This window comes from Halomonas alkalicola (genome assembly GCF_030704205.1).
GTDB classification, from domain to species: domain Bacteria; phylum Pseudomonadota; class Gammaproteobacteria; order Pseudomonadales; family Halomonadaceae; genus Halomonas; species Halomonas alkalicola.
Genome location: NZ_CP131913.1, coordinates 1,233,716 through 1,255,846, shown reverse-complemented (window position 1 = coordinate 1,255,846; position 22,131 = coordinate 1,233,716). Strand labels below are relative to the sequence as shown.

The 22,131-nt window shown below is 69.0% G+C and carries 14 protein-coding genes and 1 pseudogene; 4 read left to right on the top strand and 11 right to left on the bottom strand.

Going from position 1 to position 22,131, the window contains the following annotated elements:
• Window positions 1-71: 71 nt before the first annotated feature.
• The 4 genes and pseudogenes from B6N23_RS05970 to B6N23_RS05955 form a co-directional block, all read right to left on the bottom strand.
• On the bottom strand, window positions 72-1,097 hold the full coding sequence (locus tag B6N23_RS05970; RefSeq protein ID WP_305502817.1) for a patatin-like phospholipase family protein: 1,026 nt from the start codon (window positions 1,095-1,097) through the stop codon (window positions 72-74).
• 86 nt (window positions 1,098-1,183) lie between these two features.
• Window positions 1,184-1,609: a nitrite reductase small subunit NirD gene (gene nirD, locus B6N23_RS05965; protein WP_305502815.1), complete on the bottom strand. Its 426-nt coding sequence runs from the start codon at window positions 1,607-1,609 to the stop codon at window positions 1,184-1,186.
• Window positions 1,610-1,623: 14 nt separating this feature from the next.
• Window positions 1,624-4,157: pseudogene (nirB, locus tag B6N23_RS05960) on the bottom strand (nitrite reductase large subunit NirB).
• A gap of 1 nt (window position 4,158) precedes the next feature.
• On the bottom strand, window positions 4,159-5,487 hold the full coding sequence (locus tag B6N23_RS05955) for an NAD(P)/FAD-dependent oxidoreductase (protein WP_305502812.1): 1,329 nt from the start codon (window positions 5,485-5,487) through the stop codon (window positions 4,159-4,161).
• Between the two features lie 524 nt (window positions 5,488-6,011).
• Here B6N23_RS05955 and B6N23_RS05950 point away from each other — a divergent pair.
• Window positions 6,012-8,708, top strand: a complete 2,697-nt coding sequence (locus B6N23_RS05950) for a nitrate reductase (RefSeq protein WP_305502805.1) — start codon at window positions 6,012-6,014, stop codon at window positions 8,706-8,708.
• Window positions 8,709-8,741: 33 nt separating this feature from the next.
• Here the strand turns inward: B6N23_RS05950 and B6N23_RS05945 are convergent, their stop codons facing one another.
• The 3 genes from B6N23_RS05945 to B6N23_RS05935 all read right to left on the bottom strand — a co-directional run bounded on the left by B6N23_RS05945 (window position 8,742) and on the right by B6N23_RS05935 (window position 12,493).
• A complete protein-coding gene (locus tag B6N23_RS05945) occupies window positions 8,742-10,040 on the bottom strand; it encodes a nitrate regulatory protein (RefSeq protein WP_305502803.1) in 1,299 nt (432 codons plus the stop codon).
• A gap of 87 nt (window positions 10,041-10,127) precedes the next feature.
• Complete coding sequence (locus tag B6N23_RS05940; RefSeq protein WP_302141478.1) at window positions 10,128-11,480, bottom strand: MFS transporter; 1,353 nt, start codon at window positions 11,478-11,480, stop codon at window positions 10,128-10,130.
• 293 nt (window positions 11,481-11,773) lie between these two features.
• Window positions 11,774-12,493 carry a murein L,D-transpeptidase catalytic domain family protein gene (locus tag B6N23_RS05935; RefSeq protein WP_305502800.1) on the bottom strand — a complete coding sequence of 240 codons (720 nt, stop codon included), beginning with the start codon at window positions 12,491-12,493 and terminating at the stop codon, window positions 11,774-11,776.
• A 147-nt stretch (window positions 12,494-12,640) separates the two neighbouring features.
• On the opposite strand from B6N23_RS05935, the gene B6N23_RS05930 reads away from it, so the two are divergent.
• On the top strand, window positions 12,641-14,272 hold the full coding sequence (locus B6N23_RS05930; RefSeq protein ID WP_305502798.1) for a L,D-transpeptidase family protein: 1,632 nt from the start codon (window positions 12,641-12,643) through the stop codon (window positions 14,270-14,272).
• A 16-nt stretch (window positions 14,273-14,288) separates the two neighbouring features.
• Here B6N23_RS05930 and B6N23_RS05925 read toward each other — a convergent pair whose 3' ends face one another.
• The 3 genes from B6N23_RS05925 to B6N23_RS05915 all read right to left on the bottom strand — a co-directional run bounded on the left by B6N23_RS05925 (window position 14,289) and on the right by B6N23_RS05915 (window position 19,049).
• Complete coding sequence (locus tag B6N23_RS05925; protein WP_305503719.1) at window positions 14,289-16,142, bottom strand: ABC transporter ATP-binding protein; 1,854 nt, start codon at window positions 16,140-16,142, stop codon at window positions 14,289-14,291.
• 142 nt (window positions 16,143-16,284) lie between these two features.
• Window positions 16,285-17,991, bottom strand: a complete 1,707-nt coding sequence (locus tag B6N23_RS05920; RefSeq protein WP_305502796.1) for a peptidoglycan DD-metalloendopeptidase family protein — start codon at window positions 17,989-17,991, stop codon at window positions 16,285-16,287.
• Window positions 17,992-18,203: 212 nt separating this feature from the next.
• A complete protein-coding gene (locus B6N23_RS05915) occupies window positions 18,204-19,049 on the bottom strand; it encodes a pirin family protein (RefSeq protein WP_305502794.1) in 846 nt (281 codons plus the stop codon).
• A gap of 117 nt (window positions 19,050-19,166) precedes the next feature.
• On the opposite strand from B6N23_RS05915, the gene B6N23_RS05910 reads away from it, so the two are divergent.
• Together B6N23_RS05910 and B6N23_RS05905 are read left to right on the top strand one after the other, a co-directional pair.
• Window positions 19,167-20,084 carry a LysR family transcriptional regulator gene (locus tag B6N23_RS05910; protein WP_305502792.1) on the top strand — a complete coding sequence of 306 codons (918 nt, stop codon included), beginning with the start codon at window positions 19,167-19,169 and terminating at the stop codon, window positions 20,082-20,084.
• 96 nt (window positions 20,085-20,180) lie between these two features.
• Window positions 20,181-21,185 (top strand): glutathione S-transferase family protein, encoded by a 1,005-nt coding sequence (locus tag B6N23_RS05905; RefSeq protein WP_305502789.1) that lies wholly within the window; start codon window positions 20,181-20,183, stop codon window positions 21,183-21,185.
• A 269-nt stretch (window positions 21,186-21,454) separates the two neighbouring features.
• Here B6N23_RS05905 and B6N23_RS05900 read toward each other — a convergent pair whose 3' ends face one another.
• Window positions 21,455-21,904 (bottom strand): YaiI/YqxD family protein, encoded by a 450-nt coding sequence (locus B6N23_RS05900; RefSeq protein WP_305502787.1) that lies wholly within the window; start codon window positions 21,902-21,904, stop codon window positions 21,455-21,457.
• Window positions 21,905-22,131: the final 227 nt, after the last annotated feature.

Here is a 22,131-nt window from a genome sequence, read left to right as displayed (position 1 = left end):
GTTTCCCGAGCATGGTCCGCGCCTCTGGAGCTGGCAAGATGCGTCTCTCGCGAAGTCTCAACGCAGGCCGCCTATTCGGTATCTCGATAGACGCTCTCGACGTCCAGGGTGGAGCGGCTGCCCAGCGCTTCGAAGTGCTCGGCGAGCCAGCCATCGGCGGTGCGCCGTCCCGCGTCGCGCAGGTGGCAGAGGAAGGGCCACTCGGCGTTCATCTTGCTCGAGACCGAGAGCTTGCTCAGGGTCTCGTCGCCGTCGATGCGGTGAAAGAGGGTGCCGGCATAGCAGCCGATATCCACGCCCTGGTCGCCGAGCAGGCGCTGCAGCATGGCGATCATGTGCACCTCCTTGATCAGCGAGGCGTTGAAGGTGATCTCGTTCAGGCGGCTCATGATTGCCGCGGCGCTGGTGGGCAGCTCCTCCCGGTAGATGGGGTTGATCTGCACGATGACGATGTCTCTTGTGCCGCAGTGCTCCATCAGGGGCATCAGTGCGGGGTTACCCATGTAGCCGCCGTCCCAGTAGGCCTCGCCGTCGATCTCCACCGCCTGGAAGACCGTGGGCAGGCAGGCCGACGCCATCACCGCATCCGCGCTCATCTCCTCCCGGGTAAAGATGCGCTGCTTGCCGCTGCGCACGTTGGTGGCGGTAACGAACAGCTTGAGGTCGGGGCAGCGGCGCACCCCCTCGAAGTCGACCCGCTCGGCGAGCAGGTCGCGCAGCGGATTGAGATTGAAGGGGTTGAACTGGTAGGGCGAGACCAGCCGGCTCATCAGGTCCATGGCGATATAGCCGGGGGAGTGGTCGAGGCTCCAGTTGCCGGTGAGCATGTCCAGCGGGGTGCGCCGGATGGGGCTGGTCATGCCGGCGCGGCTCACCGCCTGCCAGAAGTCGTGGAGGGCCTGGCGAGCGGTGTCGCGGTCGCCCCGGGTGAGGGCGTCGGCCATCACCACGCCGTTCATGGCCCCGGCGCTGGTGCCGCTGATGCCCTCGATCTCGATACGGGAATCTTCCAGCAGGCGGTCCATCACGCCCCAGGTGAAGGCGCCGTGGGCGCCGCCGCCCTGCAGGGCCAGGTCGATCCGTTTGGTCTCGCTCATCGGCTTGCCTCTCATGGCGGTTGCGTTGTGCTGCATTGCATCACGAACAGCATAGAGAGTTCACCCCGGGGCGGCCAGCGCTGGCGTCAGGCCTGGATCCACACCTCCTCGCCCTTGAAGCTCACCTTCCAGGTGCGCAGCTGAACGCTGTCGTCCTCCAGGCACCGGCCGTCGGCGAGGCGGAAGTGCTGCTTGTAGAGCGGCGAGGCGACCACCGGCTCGCCCTGTAGATCGCCGACGATGCCGCGGGCGATGACGTTGGCCCCTGAGAAGGGGTCGCGGTGGTCCATGGCGTAGAGTTCCTGCGCGTGGCCGGGGAGCTGCGACGTGTTCGGGTCGCTTGGCTGCGACGTGTTTGGGTCGCTTGGAAGATAGAAGATCGCCACCTGGGCGGGGCCTTCCGGGGTTTCCAGCCAGGCGGCGACGCCGGAGTGGGGCACCAGGTCGGCGCGGGTGCATAGACGTTGCCAGGTCTGGGTCATGGTGTTGGCTGCTGCAGAGGCGATAGTCATGGGGAAAGACTCCTTCAGGCGGGACGTAACTGGCCGCGCTCGCTGGTATAGATGATGTCCGGGTCGGGGCGACTGTCGTTGACGAAGCTTCTGAAGCGCTTGAGCTTCTCCGGGTCGCTGATGGCGTTGGCCCACTCGCACTGGTAGGTGTCGACCACGGCCTGCATCTGGCGCTCCAGCTCCTCGCCGATGCCGAGGCTGTCTTCGAGGATCACTTCCTTGAGGTAGTCCAGGCCGCCTTCCAGGTTCTCGCGCCACACCGAGGTGCGCTGCAGGCGATCGGCGGTGCGGATGTAGAACATCAGGAAGCGGTCGATGTAGCGGAACAGCGCTTCGTCGCTGAGGTCGGTGGCGAACAGTTCGGCGTGGCGCGGGCGCATGCCGCCGTTACCGGAGACGTACAGGTTCCAGCCGTTCTCGGTGGCGATCACACCGATGTCCTTGCTTTGGGCTTCGGCGCACTCGCGGGTACAGCCGGAAACCCCGAACTTGATCTTGTGCGGCGCGCGCAGGCCCTTGTAGCGGTGCTCCAGCCGGATCGCCATGCCCACGCTGTCTTGCACGCCGTAGCGGCACCAGGTGCTGCCCACGCAGGATTTCACCGTACGCAGCGATTTGCCATAGGCGTGGCCGGTCTCGAAGCCGGCTTCGATCAGCTCGCCCCAGATGGCCGGCAGGTCCTCCAGGCGCGCGCCGAACAGATCGATGCGCTGGCCGCCGGTCACTTTGGTGTAGAGGTTGTACTTCTGCGCCACCTGCCCCAGACCCACCACACTTTGTCGGGGGTGATCTCCCCGCCGGCGATGCGCGGCACCACCGAGTAGGTGCCGTTCTTCTGCATGTTGGCCATGAACGTGTCGTTGGTGTCCTGCAGCGGGATATGGGCCGCGTCGGTGATCGGCTCGTTGAAGCAGGAGGCCAGTATCGAGGCCACCGCCGGCTTGCAGATGTCACAGCCAAGCCCCGGGGCTGGTGAAGAGCCGAGGCCGTGGCCCACCTTGGAACCGTGCTTCTCCATCAGCTCGCTGAAGGTCTTGATGCCCTCCACCCGGACGATGTCGTAGAGCTCCTGGCGGGTGTAGTGGAAGTGTTCGCAGATCGACTTGTCGACCTCCACGCCGCGGCTTTCGAGTTCGTGATCCACCAGGGTCTTGAGCAGGGCGGCACAGCCGCCGCAGCCGGTGCTGGCGCGGGTCTCGCCTTTCACCGCGCCCAGATCAACCGCGCCGCCGTCGATGGAGGCGCATACATCTGCCTTGGTGACGTTGTGGCACGAGCAGATCATGGCGGTGTCCGGCAGGGCGTCCGGTCCCAGCGCGGGGGCGGCACTGCTGCCGGCCGGCAGGATCAGCGAGGCCGGATCCTCGGGCAGTTCGATGCGGTTGGCGTAGTACTGCAGCAAGGTGTCGTAGACGCTGTTGTCGCCCACCAGCATGGCGCCGACCAGGCGCTTGCCGTCGCTGGAGACCACCAGCTTGCGGTACTGCTGCTTGAGCGGGTCGAGAAAACGGAACTGGCGTGCTCCGGGTGTACGGTCGCCGTGGGCGTCGCCGATGGAGCCCACGTCGACGCCCATCAGCTTGAGCTTGGTGCTCATGTCGGCGCCCTTGAAGGGCTCATTGCCTTCGAGCAGCGTGACGGCGGCGGCCTTGGCCATCTGGTAGCCGGGGGCGACCAGGCCGAAGATGCTGTTGTTCCACAGTGCTACCTCGCCGACGGCGAGGATGGCCGGGTCGCTGGTCAGGCAGTTGTCGTCGATCACCACGCCGCCGCGTTCGCCGATCTCCAGGCCGCAGTCGCGGGCCAGCTCGTCGCGGGGACGAATGCCGGCGGAGAAAACGATCAGGTCGGTTTCCAGCACTTTTTCGTCCTGAAACACCATGCGGTGGCGGCTGCGCTCGCCGTCGACGATCTCCTGGGTCGCGCGACCGGTGAGCACCTGCACGCCCAGCGATTCGATCTTCTCGCGCAAGAGCTCGCCGCCTTCGGTGTCCACCTGCATCGGCATCAGCCGCGGGGCGAACTCCACCACGGCGGTGTCGAGGTTGAGCCCGCGCAGGGCGTTGGCGGCTTCCAGGCCGAGCAGGCCGCCGCCCACCACTACGCCGGTGGCGGCATTCTCGGCCGCGGCGCGGATGGCATCGAGATCGTCCAGAGTGCGGTAGACCAGGCAGCCCTCGCGGTCATTGCCGGGAATCGGCGGCACGAAGGGAAAGGAGCCGGTGGCCAGCACCAGTCGGTCGTAGGGGGTGCGGCCCTCGGCGGTGACCACCACGCTCGCATCGCGGTCGATGGCGGTGACCGCTTCATCGAGGCGCAGGGTGATGCCGTGCTCGGCGTAGTAGTCGGCGGTGGAGAGGGCCAGCGACTCGGCGTCCTGGCCGTTGAAGACCTCGGAGAGGTGGACCCGGTCGTAGGCCAGGTGGCGTTCCTCGCCGAACACCGTGATGGCATAGCGCTCGGTGGCGCCGCGTTCTACCAGCTGTTCGACCAGGTGGTGGCCGACCATGCCGTTGCCGATGATGATCAGGTGCGGTTGTGTAGACATGTCAGGCGGCCTCCTTCTCGGGGCGGGTCTGAGTGGGGGAATCCTCGGGCTTGGGTGAGGCGTCGAGTGAGGCGTCGAGTGAGGCGTCGAGCAGGGCGTCGGCGTCGGCCGCGCCCAGCAGCAGCGCGGGTCGGCAGGGGGTGAGATCGCGTCCGGCCAGGGCCTGGGCGAAGTACCAGGGACCCGGGGCGGTATCGCCATAGAGCACCGCTCCCTCCAGGGGGCCCTCGCGCAGCAGGAGCCGGCGGTAGTCGCCCTGATCGGGGTCGTGGTAGGCGAGCACCTCGTGCTCCTCGCCCGGCTCGGTGGGGCCGAAGGCATAGAGGGAGACGCCGCTGACCTTGAGCCGGGTGGCGCTGGGGCGCTCCGCGTAGCCGCCGACCGCTTCACCGGCGAGGTGGGCGGCGAGCACCTCGACCTGGCGCCAGATCGGCTCCACCAGGCCATAGGTGTGCTGTTCGAACTGGCAGCATTCGCCGAGGGCGAAGATCGCCGGGTCGGAGGTGGTCAGGTACCCATCCACCCGGATGGCGCGGTCCACCGCCAGGCCGGCGGCTCGCCCCGGCTCGACGTTGGGCGCGATGCCGATGGCCACCACCACGCAGTCGGTGGGCAGGCGGCGCCCCCCCTCGAGGCAGACGGCGGCGACACGGCCCTGGCCATCGTCCTCGAGGGCGGCCAGCCGGGCGCCGGTGATGACCTCGAGCCCGCGGCCGACGAGCTCCTGCTCGAGCAGGCCCGCAGCGGTGGCATCGAGCTGGCGGTTCATCAGGTGCTCCGCCCGCTGCAGCAGGGTGACCGCCATGCCGCGCTTGCGCAGCCCCTCGGCGGCCTCCAGGCCCAGCAGGCCGCCACCGATCACCACGGCGCTGCCGCCGCGGCTGGCGCAGTCGGAAAGGGTGGCGGCATCGTTCAGGTCGCGGAAGGCATGGACGCCCGCGAGCCGGATGCCGGGCAGCGACGGCAGCGCCGGGCGCGAGCCGGTGGCCAGCACCAGGCGGCCATAGGCCAGGTGGCGTCCGGCATCGGTGGTCAGGCGTTGCGCCTGACGATCGATCTCGGTGACGCGCTCGCCGAGGATCAGCTCGATGCCCTGCTCGGCATACCACTCGGCCGAGCGCAGGGTCAGGGTGTCGCGCTCCAGTTCGCCGGCCAGCAGCGGCGAGAGCAGGATGCGGTTGTAGGCGGGAGTGGGCTCCTCGCCGATCACCGTGATGCGGGCAGGCCTGGCCGGCTGCCTGAGTAACGCTTCCAGCAGCCGGTGGCTGGCCATGCCGTTGCCGACGATGACCAGTGGGTCCTGGGGTGCCTGGGTGCTGTGCGGAGGCATGGAGCTCCTCCTCTGCCTGTGGGTGAACGCAAAAGGGCGCCTCGACCCCGTCTCGTGGAGAGACGGGTGCGAGGCGCCCTTGCCTGATGTTCGTTGACGGGCGATCGCCGTTGATCGCCGTCTGAGCAGACCCATCAAGAATCTCGCCAGCAGGCGGTTGTCGCGCCATACATTTCGTTTAATCAATGGGTTGCCGAGGCCTGGCGGCGGCGTGGCGGGAGAGGGCGGGTGCCGGGGGAGCGCCTCGCTGGTGCAGCAAAAGGGGGGTGTGCACCGCGATGAGGCAGGTTTCGGCGGCGTCGACCCGGCGCGAGGTGGCACCCCGTGGCGGGCACGGCGCGAAAAGCCAGGCGTCAGGCACGGGGTAGGGCGGGTTGGCACCCCGCTTGCATCGCCCTGGGTATCCATAAGGCGCCATGTCGGCGCCTCTCGGGGCAACGACGCCCGCCGCTTCCTGGCCAGACCGGGACGCGGCGGGCGTCTGCGTTCATGGGCCTTGGAAACGACAACAGCAGGAGACTGCCATGCGGCACATCAGCACCACCTGTCCCTACTGCGGCGTCGGCTGTGGGGTCCGGGCGACCCTGGCGGACGGGCAGCTGACCGCGGTGGCCGGCGATGCCGACCATCCGGCCAACTACGGACGCCTCTGCGTCAAGGGCTCGGCGCTGCACGAGACCCTGGGCGAGCAGGGCCGGCTGATGCGGCCGCGGGTGGACGGCCGCGAGGTGGCGTGGGCCACGGCCCTGGATGCCGTGGCCGAGCGGCTGGCGGCCACCCGTCGCGAGCATGGCAAGGAGGCGGTGGCCGCCTACCTCTCGGGCCAGCTGCTCACCGAGGACTACTATGTCGCCAACAAGCTCTTCAAGGGCTTCATTGGCACCCCGCACCTGGATACCAACTCGCGGCTCTGCATGGCCTCGGCGGTGGCCGCCCACCGGCGCGCCTTCGGCGCCGATGCGGTGCCCTGCAGCTACGAGGACCTGGAGGAGGCCGAGCTGGTGGTGCTGGTGGGGTCCAACCTGGCCTGGAACCACCCGGTGCTCTACCAGCGCCTCAAGGTGGCCAAGACCCGCAACCCGCTGATGCGAGTGGTGGTGATCGACCCCCGGGTCACCGACAGCTGCGAGATCGCCGATCTCTACCTGGGTCTTCGCCCCGGCAGCGATGCCCGGCTGTTCAACGGCCTGCTGGCCTGGATGGCCGACCGGGGCAGGCTCGATGCTCTCTATCTGGCGCGCCATACCCGGGGGCTGGACGCGGCCCTGGCGGCGGCCCGGGAGGATGACGTTTCGCTGGCGGCCGTGGCCGCCGACTGCGACCTGGACCCGGAGCGCCTGGAGACCTTCTACTACTGGTTCGCCAGCCAGCTCCACGTGGTGACCCCCTTCTCCCAGGGGATCAACCAGTCCAGCAGCGGCACCGACAAGGGCAATGCGATCATCAACTGCCACCTGGCCGGCGGCAAGCTGGGCCTGCCCGGGGCCGGCCCCTTCTCGATCACCGGCCAGCCCAACGCCATGGGCGGCCGCGAGGTGGGGGGCCTGGCCAACCAGCTGGCCGCCCATATGGACTACGACAGCCCCGGCGCCATCGATCGGGTCACCCGCTTCTGGTCGACGCCCTCGCTCACGCCGAGCCTCCCCGAGGCCCCCGGCCACAAGGCGGTAGACCTGTTCGAGGCGATCGAGCGCGGCGAGATTCACGCCCTGTGGATCATGGCCACTAACCCGGCGGTGAGCCTGCCCCGTGCCGACCGGGTACGGGCAGCGCTCGAGCAGTGCCCGCTGGTGATCGTCTCCGAGTGCGTCGCCGACACCGACCTGCTGGCGTACGCCGACATCGTGCTGCCGGCATCCTCCTGGTCGGAGAAGGACGGCACCGTGACCAACTCCGAGCGGCGCATCTCCCGCCAGCGCGGCCTGCTGCCGCCGCCGGGGGAGGCGCGCCACGACTGGTGGATCATCTGCGAGGTGGCCCGCCGGCTGGGCTACGGTGAGGCCTTCGCCTACGCGCACCCGGCGGAGATCTTCGACGAGCACGCCCGGCTCTCCGGCTTCGAGAACCTTCCCGGCACTCCGGGCGAGCGGCTGTTCGATATCTCCGGGCTGGCCTGGCTCGACCGCGCCGCCTACGACGCCCTCGCACCCATCCAGTGGCCGGTCACGGCCGCCGCGCCCCGCGGCACCGCGCGGCTGTTCGAGGAGGGCCGCTTCGCCACCCCCGACGGCCTGGCCCGCCTGGTGCCGGTGCGCCCCCGCGGGCCCGAGCAGGCGCTCTGCGCGGCGCGACCGCTGCGCCTCAACACCGGGCGCATCCGCGACCAGTGGCACACCATGACCCGCACCGCCCGCTCGCCGCGGCTGATGAACCACCGCCCCGAGCCCTTTATCGAGGTGGCCCCGGCCGATGCCGCAGCCTGGGGGGTGTCCGACCAGCAGCTGGCGCGACTGCGTGGCGCCGGCGGCGACTATGTCGGACGAGTGCGGCTCGCCAAGGGCCAGCGGCGCGGCGAGGTGTTCGTGCCGATGCACTGGAACGACCGCTTCAGCGGTGCGGCCCTGGCCGGCCGTCTGCTCGCCGCCCACCTCGATCCGCTCTCCGGCCAGCCCGAGGCCAAGCAGGGCGCCGTGGCGCTGGCCCCGCTGGCGATCGCCTGGGAGGCCACCCTGCTGGTGGCGCCGGATCTGGCCGGTGAGGCCGACTGGCGCGAAGAGGCCGCCTACTGGGCCCGAATTCCCCTGGCCCACTGCCAGCGCTGGCAGCTGGCCGGCACCCCCGAGAGCGCCGACCGCGACTGGCTGGCCTGGGTAACGCGCCATTTGCCGGCGGCGACCCTGTGGCTCGAGGACCCATCCGGTGGGCGCCTGCGTGCCGCCGGCATCGAAGCGGGGCGCCTGCGCTGGTGGCTGATGGTGGGGCCGCCCGGCGAACTGCCGGGGCTGGCCTGGCTCGACGAGCGCTTCGCCGAGGCCGCCCGGGACGAGGCCCTGGACGGCGCGCGTCGTCGTCGGCTGCTGGCCGGCGGTGACGCCGGTGCCGCCGACAGCGGCCCGGTGGTCTGCAGCTGCCACCAGGTGGGAAGGAGCACCATCGTGACCGCCATCCGCGACGGGGATGCCAGCATCGAGGCGCTGGGGGCGCGGCTGGCCTGCGGCACCCAGTGCGGCAGCTGCGTTCCCGAGCTCAAGGCCCTGATCGAGGAGAGCTCCGCCGCCTGAGAGGTCTGCCGCCCGGAAGCGGCGAGGGTCTGGTTAGTCGTCCGGCCCGTGCCGGGCCGGCTGTTGGCTCTGCAGCAGGTCGGCGAGGTCGAGGATGGCGCGGGAGAGGTCGGCCATGCTGCGGCTCTGGTCCATGGCCGTCTTGCGCATGTAGCGGTAGGCCTGCTCCTCACTCATGGCCTGGTTGGCCATGATGACCCCCTTGGCGCGTTCGACCAGCTTGCGCTCGCGCAGCGCCTTGCGGGTGTTCGCCAGTTCGTTGCCGAGCCCCTGCAGCCGGTCGGTCTGGCTGCGCACGAGCTCGAGCAGCGAGCGATTGAGGGGCGAGGCGAGGGCCTCGGCCGTCGCCTGCCCGTCGATGCCGCCGGGCGTGGCCGCGACGGTATCGCCCAGCAGCGGGTCGAGCGCCGAGGGGCCGGTGTCACACGGCGGCGCGGCCAGCGCCTGGCGCGCGGCGGCCAGGCGCTCGGCACATAGTGAAGCCAGCTCCTCGCCCAGGAAGGCCTCGACCCGGTGCATGGCATCGATGCGTCGGGTGGTCAGGGCGAACCAGAGCTCCCCCAGCTGCGCGGGGTCGCTCACGCCGGCCGCGGCGGCATCCACCGGCGCTGCCCCGGCGATCTCGCGCAGGCGCTGGATCGGTGCCAGGTCGCTCTCCGGCAGGGCGGCGTCCCAGCAGGTTCGGGCCTCGGGGCTGGCGAACTCCAGGAAGGTCGCGAAGCAGCGCGTCTGGGCCTCGAGCAGCCGCCCCAGCAGCCGGCGATGGGCGGCGTCGAAGCCGCCGGCGGTGAAGCCGTGGGCGCCGCAGGCGCGCTCCTGTCCGGCCAGCTCCTTGCCCTTCAGCAGGTGAAAGAGGGCCACCAGGGCCAGGGTGATGCGGGTGTCACCGCCGCCATCGGCGGCCTCGAACACCAGGCCCAGCAGGCCGCCGATCAGGCCGTTGTAGTCGCGCGTGGCGTCGTCCGGTGTCATCCGTCGGGTGGCCACGGCGCCACGCACCGTCTCCAGGGCGTCCAGGGCCTGCCACACCTCCGCGCCGCGGCGCAGCAGCCGGGCCCCCTGGGCCGTCTGCTCCGGGAGCTCGGCAAGCTCCGTGAGACGCCGCCGGACGGCCAGCTCGGCCGACTGGCTGTCGGCGATCCGCTCGCTGCGGTCGGCAGCGAAGCGCCGCCCCTCCGAGGCCAGGTAGATGGCGCTGCAGCCGCGCTCCTTCTGCAGCGCGTGGATCAGGCGACCGGTGTCGATGACGATGCCGCAGGCCGCGGAGAGCTGCTCGAGGGCGCCGAGCTCGCAGCGCCTGGCGGCCTGTCGCAGGCGTGATGCCGATGTCATGGGATAACCTCCCTTGCCAGGACGACCGCCGCCCCGGGCGGGCGGCGGTCGGTAATGGGGGCGAGGCGGCCACGTCGGCCGCCAGGCTCAGCGCAGCGAGAGGGCGCCGGCACCGGCGTCCTCGCCCAGCGCATCCCGGTACGCCTTGGCCTCCTCGGCCTCGGTCTCGTCCGAGAAGCGTACCAGCAGCGCGCAGGAGGCCAGCACCAGTACGGTCAGGCCCAGGTAGAAGAGCCCCTGCTGGTAGGTGATCGCCTCGGAGCGGAACAGGAAGGCGGCGGCCACCGCCCCCACGTTGCCGCCGGCGCCGACGATGCCGGCCACCGCGCCCAGCGCCTTCTTGTTGATGAAGGGCACCACGCCATAGGTGGCCCCTTCCGCCATCTGCACGAACAGGCTGAACACCAGCATGATACCGATGGCGTAGGAGAGCACGTGCATCTGGGAGAAGGCGACCAGGGCGATGCCCTCGCAGATCAGGGCGATGAACAGCCAGCGCACGCGGCCCTTGAGGCCACCATTCCTGGCGAACAGGTCGGAGAAGATACCGCCCAGGGTGCGGGCGAAGACGTTCATCAGCCCGAACAGGCCGGCGAGCATCCCGGCCATGGCCAGGGTCAGGTCGAAGTGGTCGAAGAAGTAGATGGCGGCGATGTTGTTGATGGTCAGCTCGACGCCGAAGCAGATCGCATAGACCACGAACAGCGCCCAGACGCGGATGTCCTTGGCGGCGGCCATGAAGCTGCTGCCGGCACCGTGTTCGCCCGTGGCCTCGGGCAGCTCGCCGCGTGCGCGCAGCTCGGCGAAGTTGCCGTTGGGGGCGTCCTGGGTGAACAGCCAGTAGCCGATGCCGGTGGCGAACATCACCACGCCCGGCACCACCATGGCCAGGCGCCAGCCCAGGGTCTCGCTGACGCCGAGCATCAGCAGCCCGGAGAAGATCAGCGGCATCAGGATCTGGGTGGTGCCGCCGCCCAGGTTGCCCCAGCCGGCGCTGGTGGCGTTGGCGGTGCCCACCACGTTGGGGGCGAACATCATGGTGGTGTGGTACTGGGTGATCACGAAGGCCGCGCCGATGGCACCGATGGCCAGGCGCGCCAGCAGGAAGGTCTCGAAGCTGTTGGCGAAGCCGATGCCCATCACCGGGATCGAGCCCAGCAGCAGCAGGCCCGAGTAGGTCTTGCGCGGCCCGATACGGTCGCAGAGCACGCCGATCGCCAGGCGCACGATCACGGTGATCAGCACCGAGGCGATGATGGTGTTGCCAATCTGGGTCTGGGTCAGGCTGAGGTCCTCGCGGACCACCGCCATCAGCGGGGCGATGCCGAACCAGCCGAAGAAGCAGATATGGAAGGCGAACCAGGAGAAATGGAAGGCCCGCATCTGGGGAGTGGTGAAGTCCAGCAGGCGAATCCTGTTGGCCTTGTTGAGAATGTTCATGGCGTTACCTCGCGGATCAGTCAGTCGCGTTAGCAAACGAGCCCTTCGACGTTGAAGGTCAGGTTCGACGCACTCGTGCTCCACGGAGCCTGGTCCACGCCCAACAGGTCTTGATCCGTATTAAGCAAGTGATCTGCCACTTCTGGATTTTTTATCTGGATTTCATTGGCTTGATAGAAAAGCCGAGGGCCGCCCTCGTCGGGCGGCCCTCGGTTCTGCGGGGCTGGGGCTTTCTGATGGTGCAGTGCGGCACGGACGTGCCCGATCCTGGTGCCTGCGGCGGCACGCCGGAGTCAGCGCATGGCCAGCTGGCGGTCGTCACGGTCGCAGGCCAGGAAGGCGGAGCCCTCGAGCCACTCCGGGTCCGGGTAGTAGACGAACAGGTACTGCTCCTCCTTGATGCTGTCGATCAGCGGGTAGGTGACCTCCTGGCGCACCGCCGGACAGCCGTGGCTGCGGCCCAGGCGGCCGGTCTGCTCGATGAACGACTCGCTGACGTAGTCGGCGCCATGGATGACGATGGCGCGCTGGTAGGCCAGGTCGTTGACGCCGGCCTCCAGCCCCTCCAGGCGCAGCGAATAGCCGTTGCGCCCGTAGTAGGTGTTCATGGTGCGAAAGAGCCCCAGGCTCGACTGGTAGCTCTCGGGCACGTTGGAGAAGGTGGTGGCCATGGCGTCACCGGAGCCGCGGCCGTGGGAGACCAGCTCCTCGAACATCAGCTCGTTACGGGGCAGGTCGAAGACCCACAGGCGCGGCTCGGTGGAGGGCAGCGAGTAGTCGATCACCGCCAGCCGCCTGGCGTCCGGGTCGGCACAGGCCAGGGCATTGGCGGCCAGCGACAGCACCTTGGGGTCGGCGCCGGGGGCCAGGCGGGTTAGGCGTTGCTCCAGGCTCTGCCCCTGGAGGACCTCGGGGTGCAGTGCCTGGGCGAGGAAGGTATCGGCATGAACCTGGCCGGCAGCGAACAGCGCGCAGCCGGCGAGCAGGGGGAGCGGAAGCAGGGAGCGAGTCATGAAAACACTACCTCGAGAATCGGTCACGGGCCGAGGGCCAGGCAAGACGAAGCGGGGCCCGCTTCCCTGTGGCCCCGCACCTGGGACTATTATGGAGAGAGAGGCAGGGAAAGCCAATTTAGCCTTAAACGATAAAAGGAAGTGAACATGCGGCCATTTGTCACCATCCTCGCCATCCTGGCGCTGATGCTCTCCATGTCGGTCGGCGCGCAGGAGGCGCCGCGAGAGGCCCCGCGCGGCGATCTGAAGGCAGAGATCGCCCGCCTGCTGGCCGAGATGCCGGCCGGGGAGGGTGCCGAACTGCGGGGCTTCTATGCCGCCCGCGATCACCGCGCCGCCTGGGGGGAGCGGCAGCGGGTGGCCGCCTTCGCCGAGGCCCTGGAGACCCTGGAGAGCGACGGGCTGGACCCGCGGGACTACCGCGCCGACCGCCTGGTGGCCGAGCATCGCCGCCTCCAGGAGGCCAATGCCGGCCCGGCCGAGCAGGCGCGCTTCGAGCTGGCGACCTCGACGCTGTTGCTGAACGCCCTGCGCCACCTGCAGCGCGGCCGCCTGGATCCGCGCGCGGTGGACCCCCAGTGGGAGATCCCCTTGGAGCCGGCGCGACTCGACTTCGAGGCGATCTCCCGCGCCGTGGACGGCCAGCGCTTCGAGCAGGCCTTCGGCGAGGCGCGCCCCGCCTATGCCCCCTACGAGCGCCTGCGCAGCGGCCTGGCCCGCTATCGCAATATCGAGCGGCTGGGCGGCTGGCCTGGGCTGCCCGACACGCCTCGGGTGCTGCGGGCAGGAGACGTGGACGACGCCGTAGCGCAGCTGCGCCGGCGGCTGGCCATGGAGGGGGAGCTCGAGGTGATGGCGGCCGACACCGACGCCTTCCCCGGGGCCGAGCTGCAGAGCCCGGACCCGCGGCGCTTCGATACCGCGCTGGAAGCGGCAGTGAAGCGCTTCCAGCGCCGCCACCTGCTGGAGGTAGACGGCGTGGTGGGCCCCCCGACCCGAGCGGCGCTGAACGTCCCGGTGGCGGCGCGCATCGACCAGATCCGGGTCAACCTGGAGCGCGCCCGCTGGCTGCTGCACGGCCTGCCCGAGGCCTTCGTGCTGGTGGATATCGCCGGCTATCGGCTCAGCTACTTCCGCCCCAACGGCGAGATCTGGCAATCGCGCATCGTGGTGGGGCAGCCCTATCGGCGTACGCCATCGCTGCGCTCCGAGATCACCCATATGACCGTCAACCCGACCTGGACGGTGCCGCCTACCATCCTGCGCGAGGATGTGCTGCCCAGGGTGAGGCGGGATCCAAGCTACCTGCAGAGCCAGAACATGCGCGTGCTGACCCCCTCGGGGCAGCGCCTCGACCCCTGGCAGGTGGACTGGTACAACCCCGGCAACGTGATGATCCGCCAGGATCCGGGGCCCCAGAATGCCCTGGGGCAGGTGGTGATCCGCTTCCCCAACGACCACCTGGTCTATCTGCACGATACGCCTGCCCAGGGGCTCTTTGCCCGGGAGCAGCGCGCCTTCAGCTCCGGCTGCATCCGCGTGGAGGGGGTGCTGGCGTTCGCCCAGCTGCTGTTCGACGATACCGGCAGCGGCCAGGACGTGCGCGCCCTGATCGCCAGCGGCCAGACCCGCAACGTCTCCCTGGGCCGGCCCATGCCGGTGATCCTGCACTACTGGACGGTGCACCCGGACGAGAATGGCCAGCTGGTGTTTCGCCCGGACATCTACGAGCGCGATGACGCCCTGCTGCGGGCGCTCGACCGCCCGCTGGCGCTATAGCGGCGGGTAGCAGGCGTCACTCGTAGCCCTTCGCCTGCAGCCGGAAGAGCCGGGCGTAGCGCCCGTTGGCGGCCATCAGGCTCGCGTGGTCGCCCTGCTCGAGGATCTCGCCGCCGTCGATGACCAGTATCTGGTCGGCGGCGCGCACCGTGGAGAAGCGGTGGGAGATCAGGATGGTCATCTTGTCGCGGCTGTGCTCGCGGAAGTCGGCAAACACCGCCGCCTCGGCGGCGGCGTCCATGGCCGCGGTGGGCTCATCCAGTACCAGGATGTCGGCGCTCTCCCGCATATAGGCCCGCGACAGGGCGATCTTCTGCCACTGGCCGCCGGAGAGCTCCTGGCCCCCCTTGAACCAGCGCCCCAGCTGGGTGTGGTAGCCCCCGGGCATGTCGGCGATGAAGTCGTCGGCCAGCCCTCGGCGCGCCGCCTCCTGCCAGCGCGCCTCGTCCTCGAAGGCCGCCACGTCGCCGGCGCCCAGGTTCTCGCCCACCTTGAGCTGGTAGCGTACGAAGTCCTGGAAGATCACCCCGATGCGCCGGCGCAGGGCGCCGACGTCCCACTCGGCAAGGTCGCTGCCGTCGAGCAGGATGCGCCCCTCGCCGGGCTCGTAGAGGCGGGTAAGCAGCTTGATCAGGGTGGTCTTGCCCGAGCCGTTGGCGCCCACCAGGGCGAGGCTCTGCCCCGGCCTCAGATGAAGGCCGATGCCCGAAAGCGCGGGCCTGTCGGCGCCGGGGTAGGTGAAGCCGACGTTCTCGAAGCGAATGCCGTCGCCGGGGCGCGCGCCCTCGGTGAGGGTGCCGGCCTGGGGCGCCACCGGCTGCTCCAGGTACTCATAGAGGTTGGAGAGGTAGAGGTTGTCCTCGTACATGCCGCTTACCGAGGTGAGGCTCGCCGAGAGCGCCGCCTGGCCCTGCTTGAAGACCATCAGGTACATGGTCATCTCGCCCAGGGTGAGCTGTCCGCCCACCGTCTCCACCACCACCCAGGCGTAGGCGCCGTAGAAGGCCAGGGTGCCCAGCAGCCCGAGGGCGAAGCCCCAGCTCTCGCGGCGAATCGTCAGCCGACGATCCTCGCCGTAGAGGGTGTCGAAGATCCTGCGGTAGCGGTCGAGCAGCAGCGGCTCCAGGCCGAACAGCTTGACCTCCTTGATGCTGTCCTCCCGGGCCAGCACCGTCTCCAGGTACATCTGCATGCGGGTCTGGGGCGAGCGCCAGCGGAACAGCCGGAAGGCGTCACCGGAGAACTTGGCCTCGGAGAGAAACACCGGAAGCGCCCCTACGGCCAGGATCAGCAGCGCCCAGGGAGAGAACTGCACCAGCAGCACCCCGAAGCTGATCAGCGAGATGCCGTTCTGGGCGAGGCCGAAGGTCTTGTTGACCAGCCCCAGCGGGCGGATCGAGGCCTCGCGGCGGGCCCGGGTCAGCTTGTCGTAGAACTCCGAGTCCTCGAACTGGGCGAGCGACAGGGTGCCAGCCTTCTCGAGGATCATGACGTTGACCTTCTGGCCGAGCAGGGCGCGCAGCAGCGACTGCTGGGCCGAGAGGCCGCGCTGGGCCATGGCGATGGCGGCGATCACCCCGGCCTCGGCCAGCACGTAGCGCAGCACCGGCCAGGCGCTCTCGAGGGTGAGGGGCGCGCCGGACTCGCGATGGTAGGCCATGGCCTCCACCACCGAGTCGACGATCAGCTGGCCGATCCAGGCCGCCACCGCGGGTAGCACGCCGGCCACCAGGGTGCACAGCGCCAGGCCCACGGTGAGTGGCCGCGAGGTCTGCCAGACCAGCACCAGCGCACGGCGGCTGTAGCGGAAGACCCCGAAGAAGGCCGCCAGGCGGTTCGCGGGGGGAGGGGCGGGTTGGGTGCGGCGCATATGGGGCGAGGACAAGCGGTGTCTCCGTACCTGGAGAGGGCGGCAGGGGCGGTTCAGCCGGCGCGTGCCGCGGCCCCGGGGTCAGGCACTAACCACAGCGCCCCGCTGGGGAGCGGGGCGCTGTGGCATATCAGGCGAGGGGTCAGCCCTCGTCGTCGCCGCTGTCGCGACGGCTGGCCACCACCGCGCCGGTCTCGCCGCTCTGCAGGGCGGCCAGCAGGGGTTCGGCCTGGCGCTTGAAGGCCACCAGCTGCTCCCCGGTGAGGCTCTTGTTCTCCGGCAGCTCCACGGTCATCGCATTGACCTGGGTGTTGTTCACCAGCACCTCGTAGTGCAGGTGCGGGCCGGTGCTGCGGCCGGTGTTGCCGGAGAGCGCGATGCGCTCGCCCATGGTCACGCGGTCGCCGCGGCTGACCAGCGGGCGGGAGAGGTGCAGGTAGCGGGTCTGGTAGCCGTTGTCGTGGCGGATGACGACATAGCGCCCCGCCACCGGGTGGTTGGCGACCTTCTCCACGCGGCCGTCCGCGGGTGCGATGATCGGCGTGCCGATGGGCATGGCGAAGTCGGTGCCGCGGTGGGGGCTCACGCGGCCGGTGACCGGGTGCCGGCGATTCGGGTTGAAGCCGGAGCTGAGGCGGTAGCTGCCCTCGAAGGGATAGCGATTGAAGGCGGGGTCGAGGCTCTCGCCGTCCGGGGTGTAGAACTTGCTGTCGGCGCCGTTGCGCACCAGGGTCATGTCGAAGCGCTCGCCCTCGTACTGCACCGCCAGTACCCGCGGGTCGAAGCTCGAGCCGTCGATAACGTCAGACTCCACCAGCACCTGGAAACGATCGCCGCGACGGGTGTCGCGGCGGAAGTCGAGGCGCTGGCCCAGCACGCGGGTCAGCTCGCTGATCTCTGCGCTGGAGAGGCCGGTGGCCTGGGCCGAGCGGGCAAAGCTGCCGCTGACGGTGCCGGCGAACAGGCGCTGGGAGGCCTCGCCGGTGCGCTCGATGGTGGCGACCTCGAAGCCGGCATCATCGCGCTCCACCATGAAGCCGGTGCGGGCGTTGCGCATCATGCGCAGGGCGAGCAGCTTGCCCTCTTCGTCGAGCTGGTACTCGAAGGAGTTGCCGGCGCGCCAGCGGGTGAGGGCGTTCTTGTCGGGCAGCTCGTCGAGCAGGCGCAGCACCTCGCTGTAGCCGAGCCCCAGGTGGTTCTGGGCCATCACCGCGAAGGTATCGCCCTGCTTGACGGTATAGGTCTGCCACTCCGGCACGAAGGGTTCGGTGGCGGCGATCTCCTTCTCGAGGATCACGGGGCCATCGTCGAACAGCCCGAGCTCCTCGTCCGACACCGGCTCATAGGAGGTGGCGTCGGCCATCAGGGCGCCATCGTGGTCGAGCATGCCGCTGCCGATGGTGCCCACTACCACTGCCATGTGCACCGCGCCCTGATCGAGCTTGGACTGTGCCTGGGAGGCGTCGGAAGCGCCGCTTTGGGCCGGGCGAGTGAGGGCCAGCGGCAGGCCGCCATCGGCGGAGGCGCTGGCGGTGTTGATCAGGTCGAGGTCGAGCGCCTCACCGTCGACGAGCTTGGCCAGGGGCAGTTGATGCCGGGTGGCGTCCAGCGCCTGGCTCGCCATCTCGATGGCGTCGCCGACGGGGCTGCGTTCGAAGCTGAGGGTGGGAAGGACGGGTCTGGCGTCGACCTCGAGGGGAACGATCACGGTGTCGAGCGTACGGTACTCGCGCTGGACATCCTGGTAGGTGGTGACAATCTTCTGTGCGCCCAGCACGGTGACCATGGTGGCGACCGGCAACAATAACAGCTTGTGCGTGCGGGGCAGCGAATGGAGGATTCGCAGCATGGGTAAAGGCCAGTGAATAATGAAAAAGAGAAAAAAGGCCTGAGAACCATAACCCATGACGTATGGTGTGCCTAGGCTGTACGTATGCACAGTGGGATAGGCCGCGCTGCATTGCAGCGCGGCCAGCCGGTTCAGAAACGGCGTTTACTAACTATCCATTGGGCCCGGGGGAGAGTGAAAAATCAACCCCTGCGCCTCCGGAGCCATGCCGATCAGCCGGTGAGGGTGCCGTCGCGATAGTCGCGCAGCGCCTGCTGGAGCTCGGCCTGGCTGTTCATCACGAAGGGGCCGTAGTGGGCGACAGGCTCCCGGTGGGGGGTGCCCGCCAGCAGCAGGGCCTGGCCGCCCGTGGCGCTGGCCACTGCCAGGCGGTCGCCCTTGGAGAGCCGCGCCAGTTGGCCAGCCGGTACCCGGGTATCGCCCACCTGAAGCTCGCCCTCGAACACGTAGGCCAGCAGGGTAGGGGCGTCGGCCTGCAGGGTCAGCTCACCCCCCGCCGCCAGGCGCAGGTGGGCCACGCCGCCGTTACCGGCCAGGGCATTCAGGGGGCCCGTCACCGCCTCGCCGTCATCTCGGGCCCAGCGGCCGCCCAGGGCGATCAGCTCGGCCTCGGTGCCGGCCAGTCGCGGCATCTCTTCACCGCGCACGTCGCGGTACTCCGCCGGGCTCATCTTCTCGCTGGCGGCCAGGTTCAACCACAGCTGGAAGGCGTGCAGGCCATGGTGGTCGGTGAGTGGCATCTCGGAGTGGACGATGCCGCGCCCGGTGTGCATCCACTGGGCGTCGCCGGCGCGAATGGTGCTGGAGTGACCCATGTGGTCCTCGTGGGTCAGGCCGCCGTGGATCACGTAGGTGAGGGTCTGGATGCCGCGGTGGGGGTGGGGCGGAAAGCCGCCGATATAGTCGTCGGGACGATCCGAGCCCAGTTCGTCGATCATCAGGAAGGGGTCCAGCCCGCCGCCGAAGTCGTGGATCCGCTTGATCTTGACGCCGTCACCGTCCTGGCTCGGCTGGCTGGACTGGAGGCGATCGACCTGGCGAAGGAGGGGAGCTGTCATGATAGGGGGCCTCTGGCTGTCGTGAGGGCTTCTTTATGAAGCGATATCTGGCATTCTAGGCCGACTTTTTCGAAGCTTAAGCGCATTGTTTCGCTTTGTTCATTCGAGGATATCGAAATGTCACGCGTCACCCTGGCCCAGTGGCAGATGCTGGCCGCGGTCGTCGACCACGGCGGCTTCGCCCGCGCCGCCGAGGCGATCCACAAGAGCCCCTCCACCCTCAACCACGCGGTGCACAAGCTCGAGGAGCTGCTCGGCGTCCAGGTGCTGGAGCCGGTCGGCCGGCAGGTGCGCCTGACCGAGGCCGGCGAACTGCTGCTGCGCCGCGCCCGCCAGCTGATCGAGAGCGCCGCGGCCCTGGAGGACGTGGCCGGGCGCCTGGCGGAGGGGCTGGAGGCGGAGGTGGTGCTGGCCGTGGATCAGGTGTTCCCCTCGGACGCCCTGGCCCGCGCCCTGGATGACTTCTCCGAGGCCTACCCCTATGTGCGGGTCCAGCTGCACGAAACGGTGCTCAACGGCGGCATCGAGATGCTCTACGACGGCAGCGCGGATCTCGTGATCTCCGGCCTCTCGGCCCAGGGCTTCCTGGGCGAGCCGCTGGTCACCGTGCGCTTCCTGGCGGTGGCCCACCCCGACCACCCCCTTCACCATCTGGAGCGCTCGCTGGACCTGCGCGATCTCGTGCAGCACCGCCAGCTGGTGGTGCGCGATTCGGCGCAGCGCCAGTCCCTGGATTCGGGCTGGCTCAAGGCCGAGCAGCGCTGGACGGTGAGCCACCTGGAGACCTCTATCGACATGGTACAGCGAGGCCTGGGCTTCGCCTGGCTGCCGGAGACGCGCATTCAGGGCGCCCTTGCGGCGGGGCGGCTGAAGCCGCTGCCGCTCTCCGTCGGCGGCGTGCGCGAGATCCCGGTGCAGCTGATTCACCGCGATCGCGACCGCGCCGGCCCCGCCACCCGGGCCCTGGCCGAGGCGCTGGCCCAGGGGGCGAGCGGCTGCATGGCCCAGGATGGTTCAATTTTATCGAACGATTGAGCCCAGAATATGCGCTGAAGAGTCGATGAATTCGCAATAGGATGGTCGCATCACGATCCATCGGCGGCCAGGAGCCGCCCCCAGAGGAGACGCTTCATGGGCCTTCTGATCAACGGCAAGTGGCACGACCAGTGGTATGACACCGACAAGCACGGAGGCGAGTTCGTGCGCGAATCCGCCAAGCTGCGTGACTGGGTGACCCCCAGTGGCGAGAAGGGGCCTGACGGCCAGCCGGGCCTGCCCGCCGAGGCGGGGCGCTATCACCTCTATGTCTCGCTGGCCTGTCCCTGGGCGCACCGCGTCATGATCCTGCGCAAGCTCAAGGGCCTCGAGGAGCTGATCGGCCTCTCCCACGTCAGCCCGCTGATGCTCGACGAGGGGTGGACCTACAACGTGGCCGAAGGGGCCAGCGGCGATCCGGTCAACGGCGTCGACTTCCATCACCAGCTCTATACCCTGACCGATGCGGGCTATACCGGCCGCGTGACCGTGCCGGCGCTGTGGGACAAGCAGCAGCGGCGCATCGTCAACAACGAGTCCTCGGAGCTGCTGCGCATGTTCAACGGCGCCTTCGATGAGCTGACCGGCAACCGCCTCGACTTCTATCCCGAGGAGCTGCGCGCGACCATCGATGAAGTGAACGCCGACGTCTACGACCACATCAACAACGGGGTCTACAAGTCGGGCTTCGCCACCGAGCAGAAGGTCTACGAGAAGCACGTGGTGGCGTTGTTCGAGGCGCTGGATCGCATGGAGGCGCGCCTGGCCGAGCACCGCTACCTGGCCGGCGAGTGGCTCACCGAGGCGGACATTCGCCTCTTCACCACCCTGGTGCGTTTCGACGCCGTCTACCACGGCCACTTCAAGTGCAACCTGCGCCGCATCGAGGACTACCCGAACCTCTCGAACTACCTGCGCGAGCTCTACCAGTGGCCGGGCATTGCCGAGACGGTCAACTTCGACCATATCAAGCGCCACTACTATTACAGCCACGACACCATCAACCCGACCCGCATCGTGCCCCACGGCCCGCTGCTGGAGCTCGACCGCCCCCACGACCGCGAGCGCCTGCCGGGCCAGGGCATCCGCGAGAAGGGTTAACGGTTCTTCGCCAGCCAGCGATGCCCCATCGCTTTGAAAGCAAGCGGAGGCCTCGGTCTCTGCTGGCATTGATCCTTGCTGGTGGGAGCTGGGCTTTGCCCGGCGAATGGCGCCGCAGGCGCCCAGCGGTGTTACCAGGCAATGCAGTGGCCTCGGCCTTTCGCCCCGCGGAGCGTGGCTCCCACCAGTAAAAACAGCGCCCAAGTAGGTATTGCGCGATGGTGATTCTTTACTGGTGAGAGCTGGGCCTTGGGTGGTAAATGATGGGTTTATCGGTTCTTCGCCAGCCAGCGGTCCAGGGCATTGGCGAACTCGCGGCGATCCGCATCGCTGTAGCCCCTCGGCCCGCCGGTGTGCTCGCCGCTGGCTCTCATGGTTTCCATGAAGTCCCTCATCTGCACCCGAGCGCGGATATTGTTCTCGTTCAGGGCCTCGCCCCGGGTGGTCATCACCTTCGCCTGCCGCTCGATGGCCGCCATGGCCAGGGGCAGGTCCGAGGTGATCAGGAGGTCGCCCGGCTGGATGCGCTCGACGATCTCGTCATCGGCGGCGTCGAAGCCCTGGCTCACCGCCAGCCCCTTGACCCAGCGGGAGGGCGGCAGCGGCACCGCATGGTTGGCCACGAACCAGGCTGGCGTGGCGGTGCGCTCGGCGGCGCGTACGATGATGTCGCGGGCTACCCGGGGGCAGGCGTCGGCGTCGACCCACAGCGTCGGCATGGCGTGTCTCCCGGAGCAGAAAGAGTGGCGTGCCCGGCGAAAAGGCTGGCCAGGTCAGAGTGGCGATGGTAGCATGCGACCTTCCTCGCATGTGCTGACCCCACCATCATGTACGACGCCATCGCCGCCGGTCCTCGACCGAGCACAGGATGCGCGCCGCAACGCCAGGCCCAGCGACACTTGTTGGCCGCAAGCGTTCGAATTGTGTAGATGGAGCGCCACCGAGA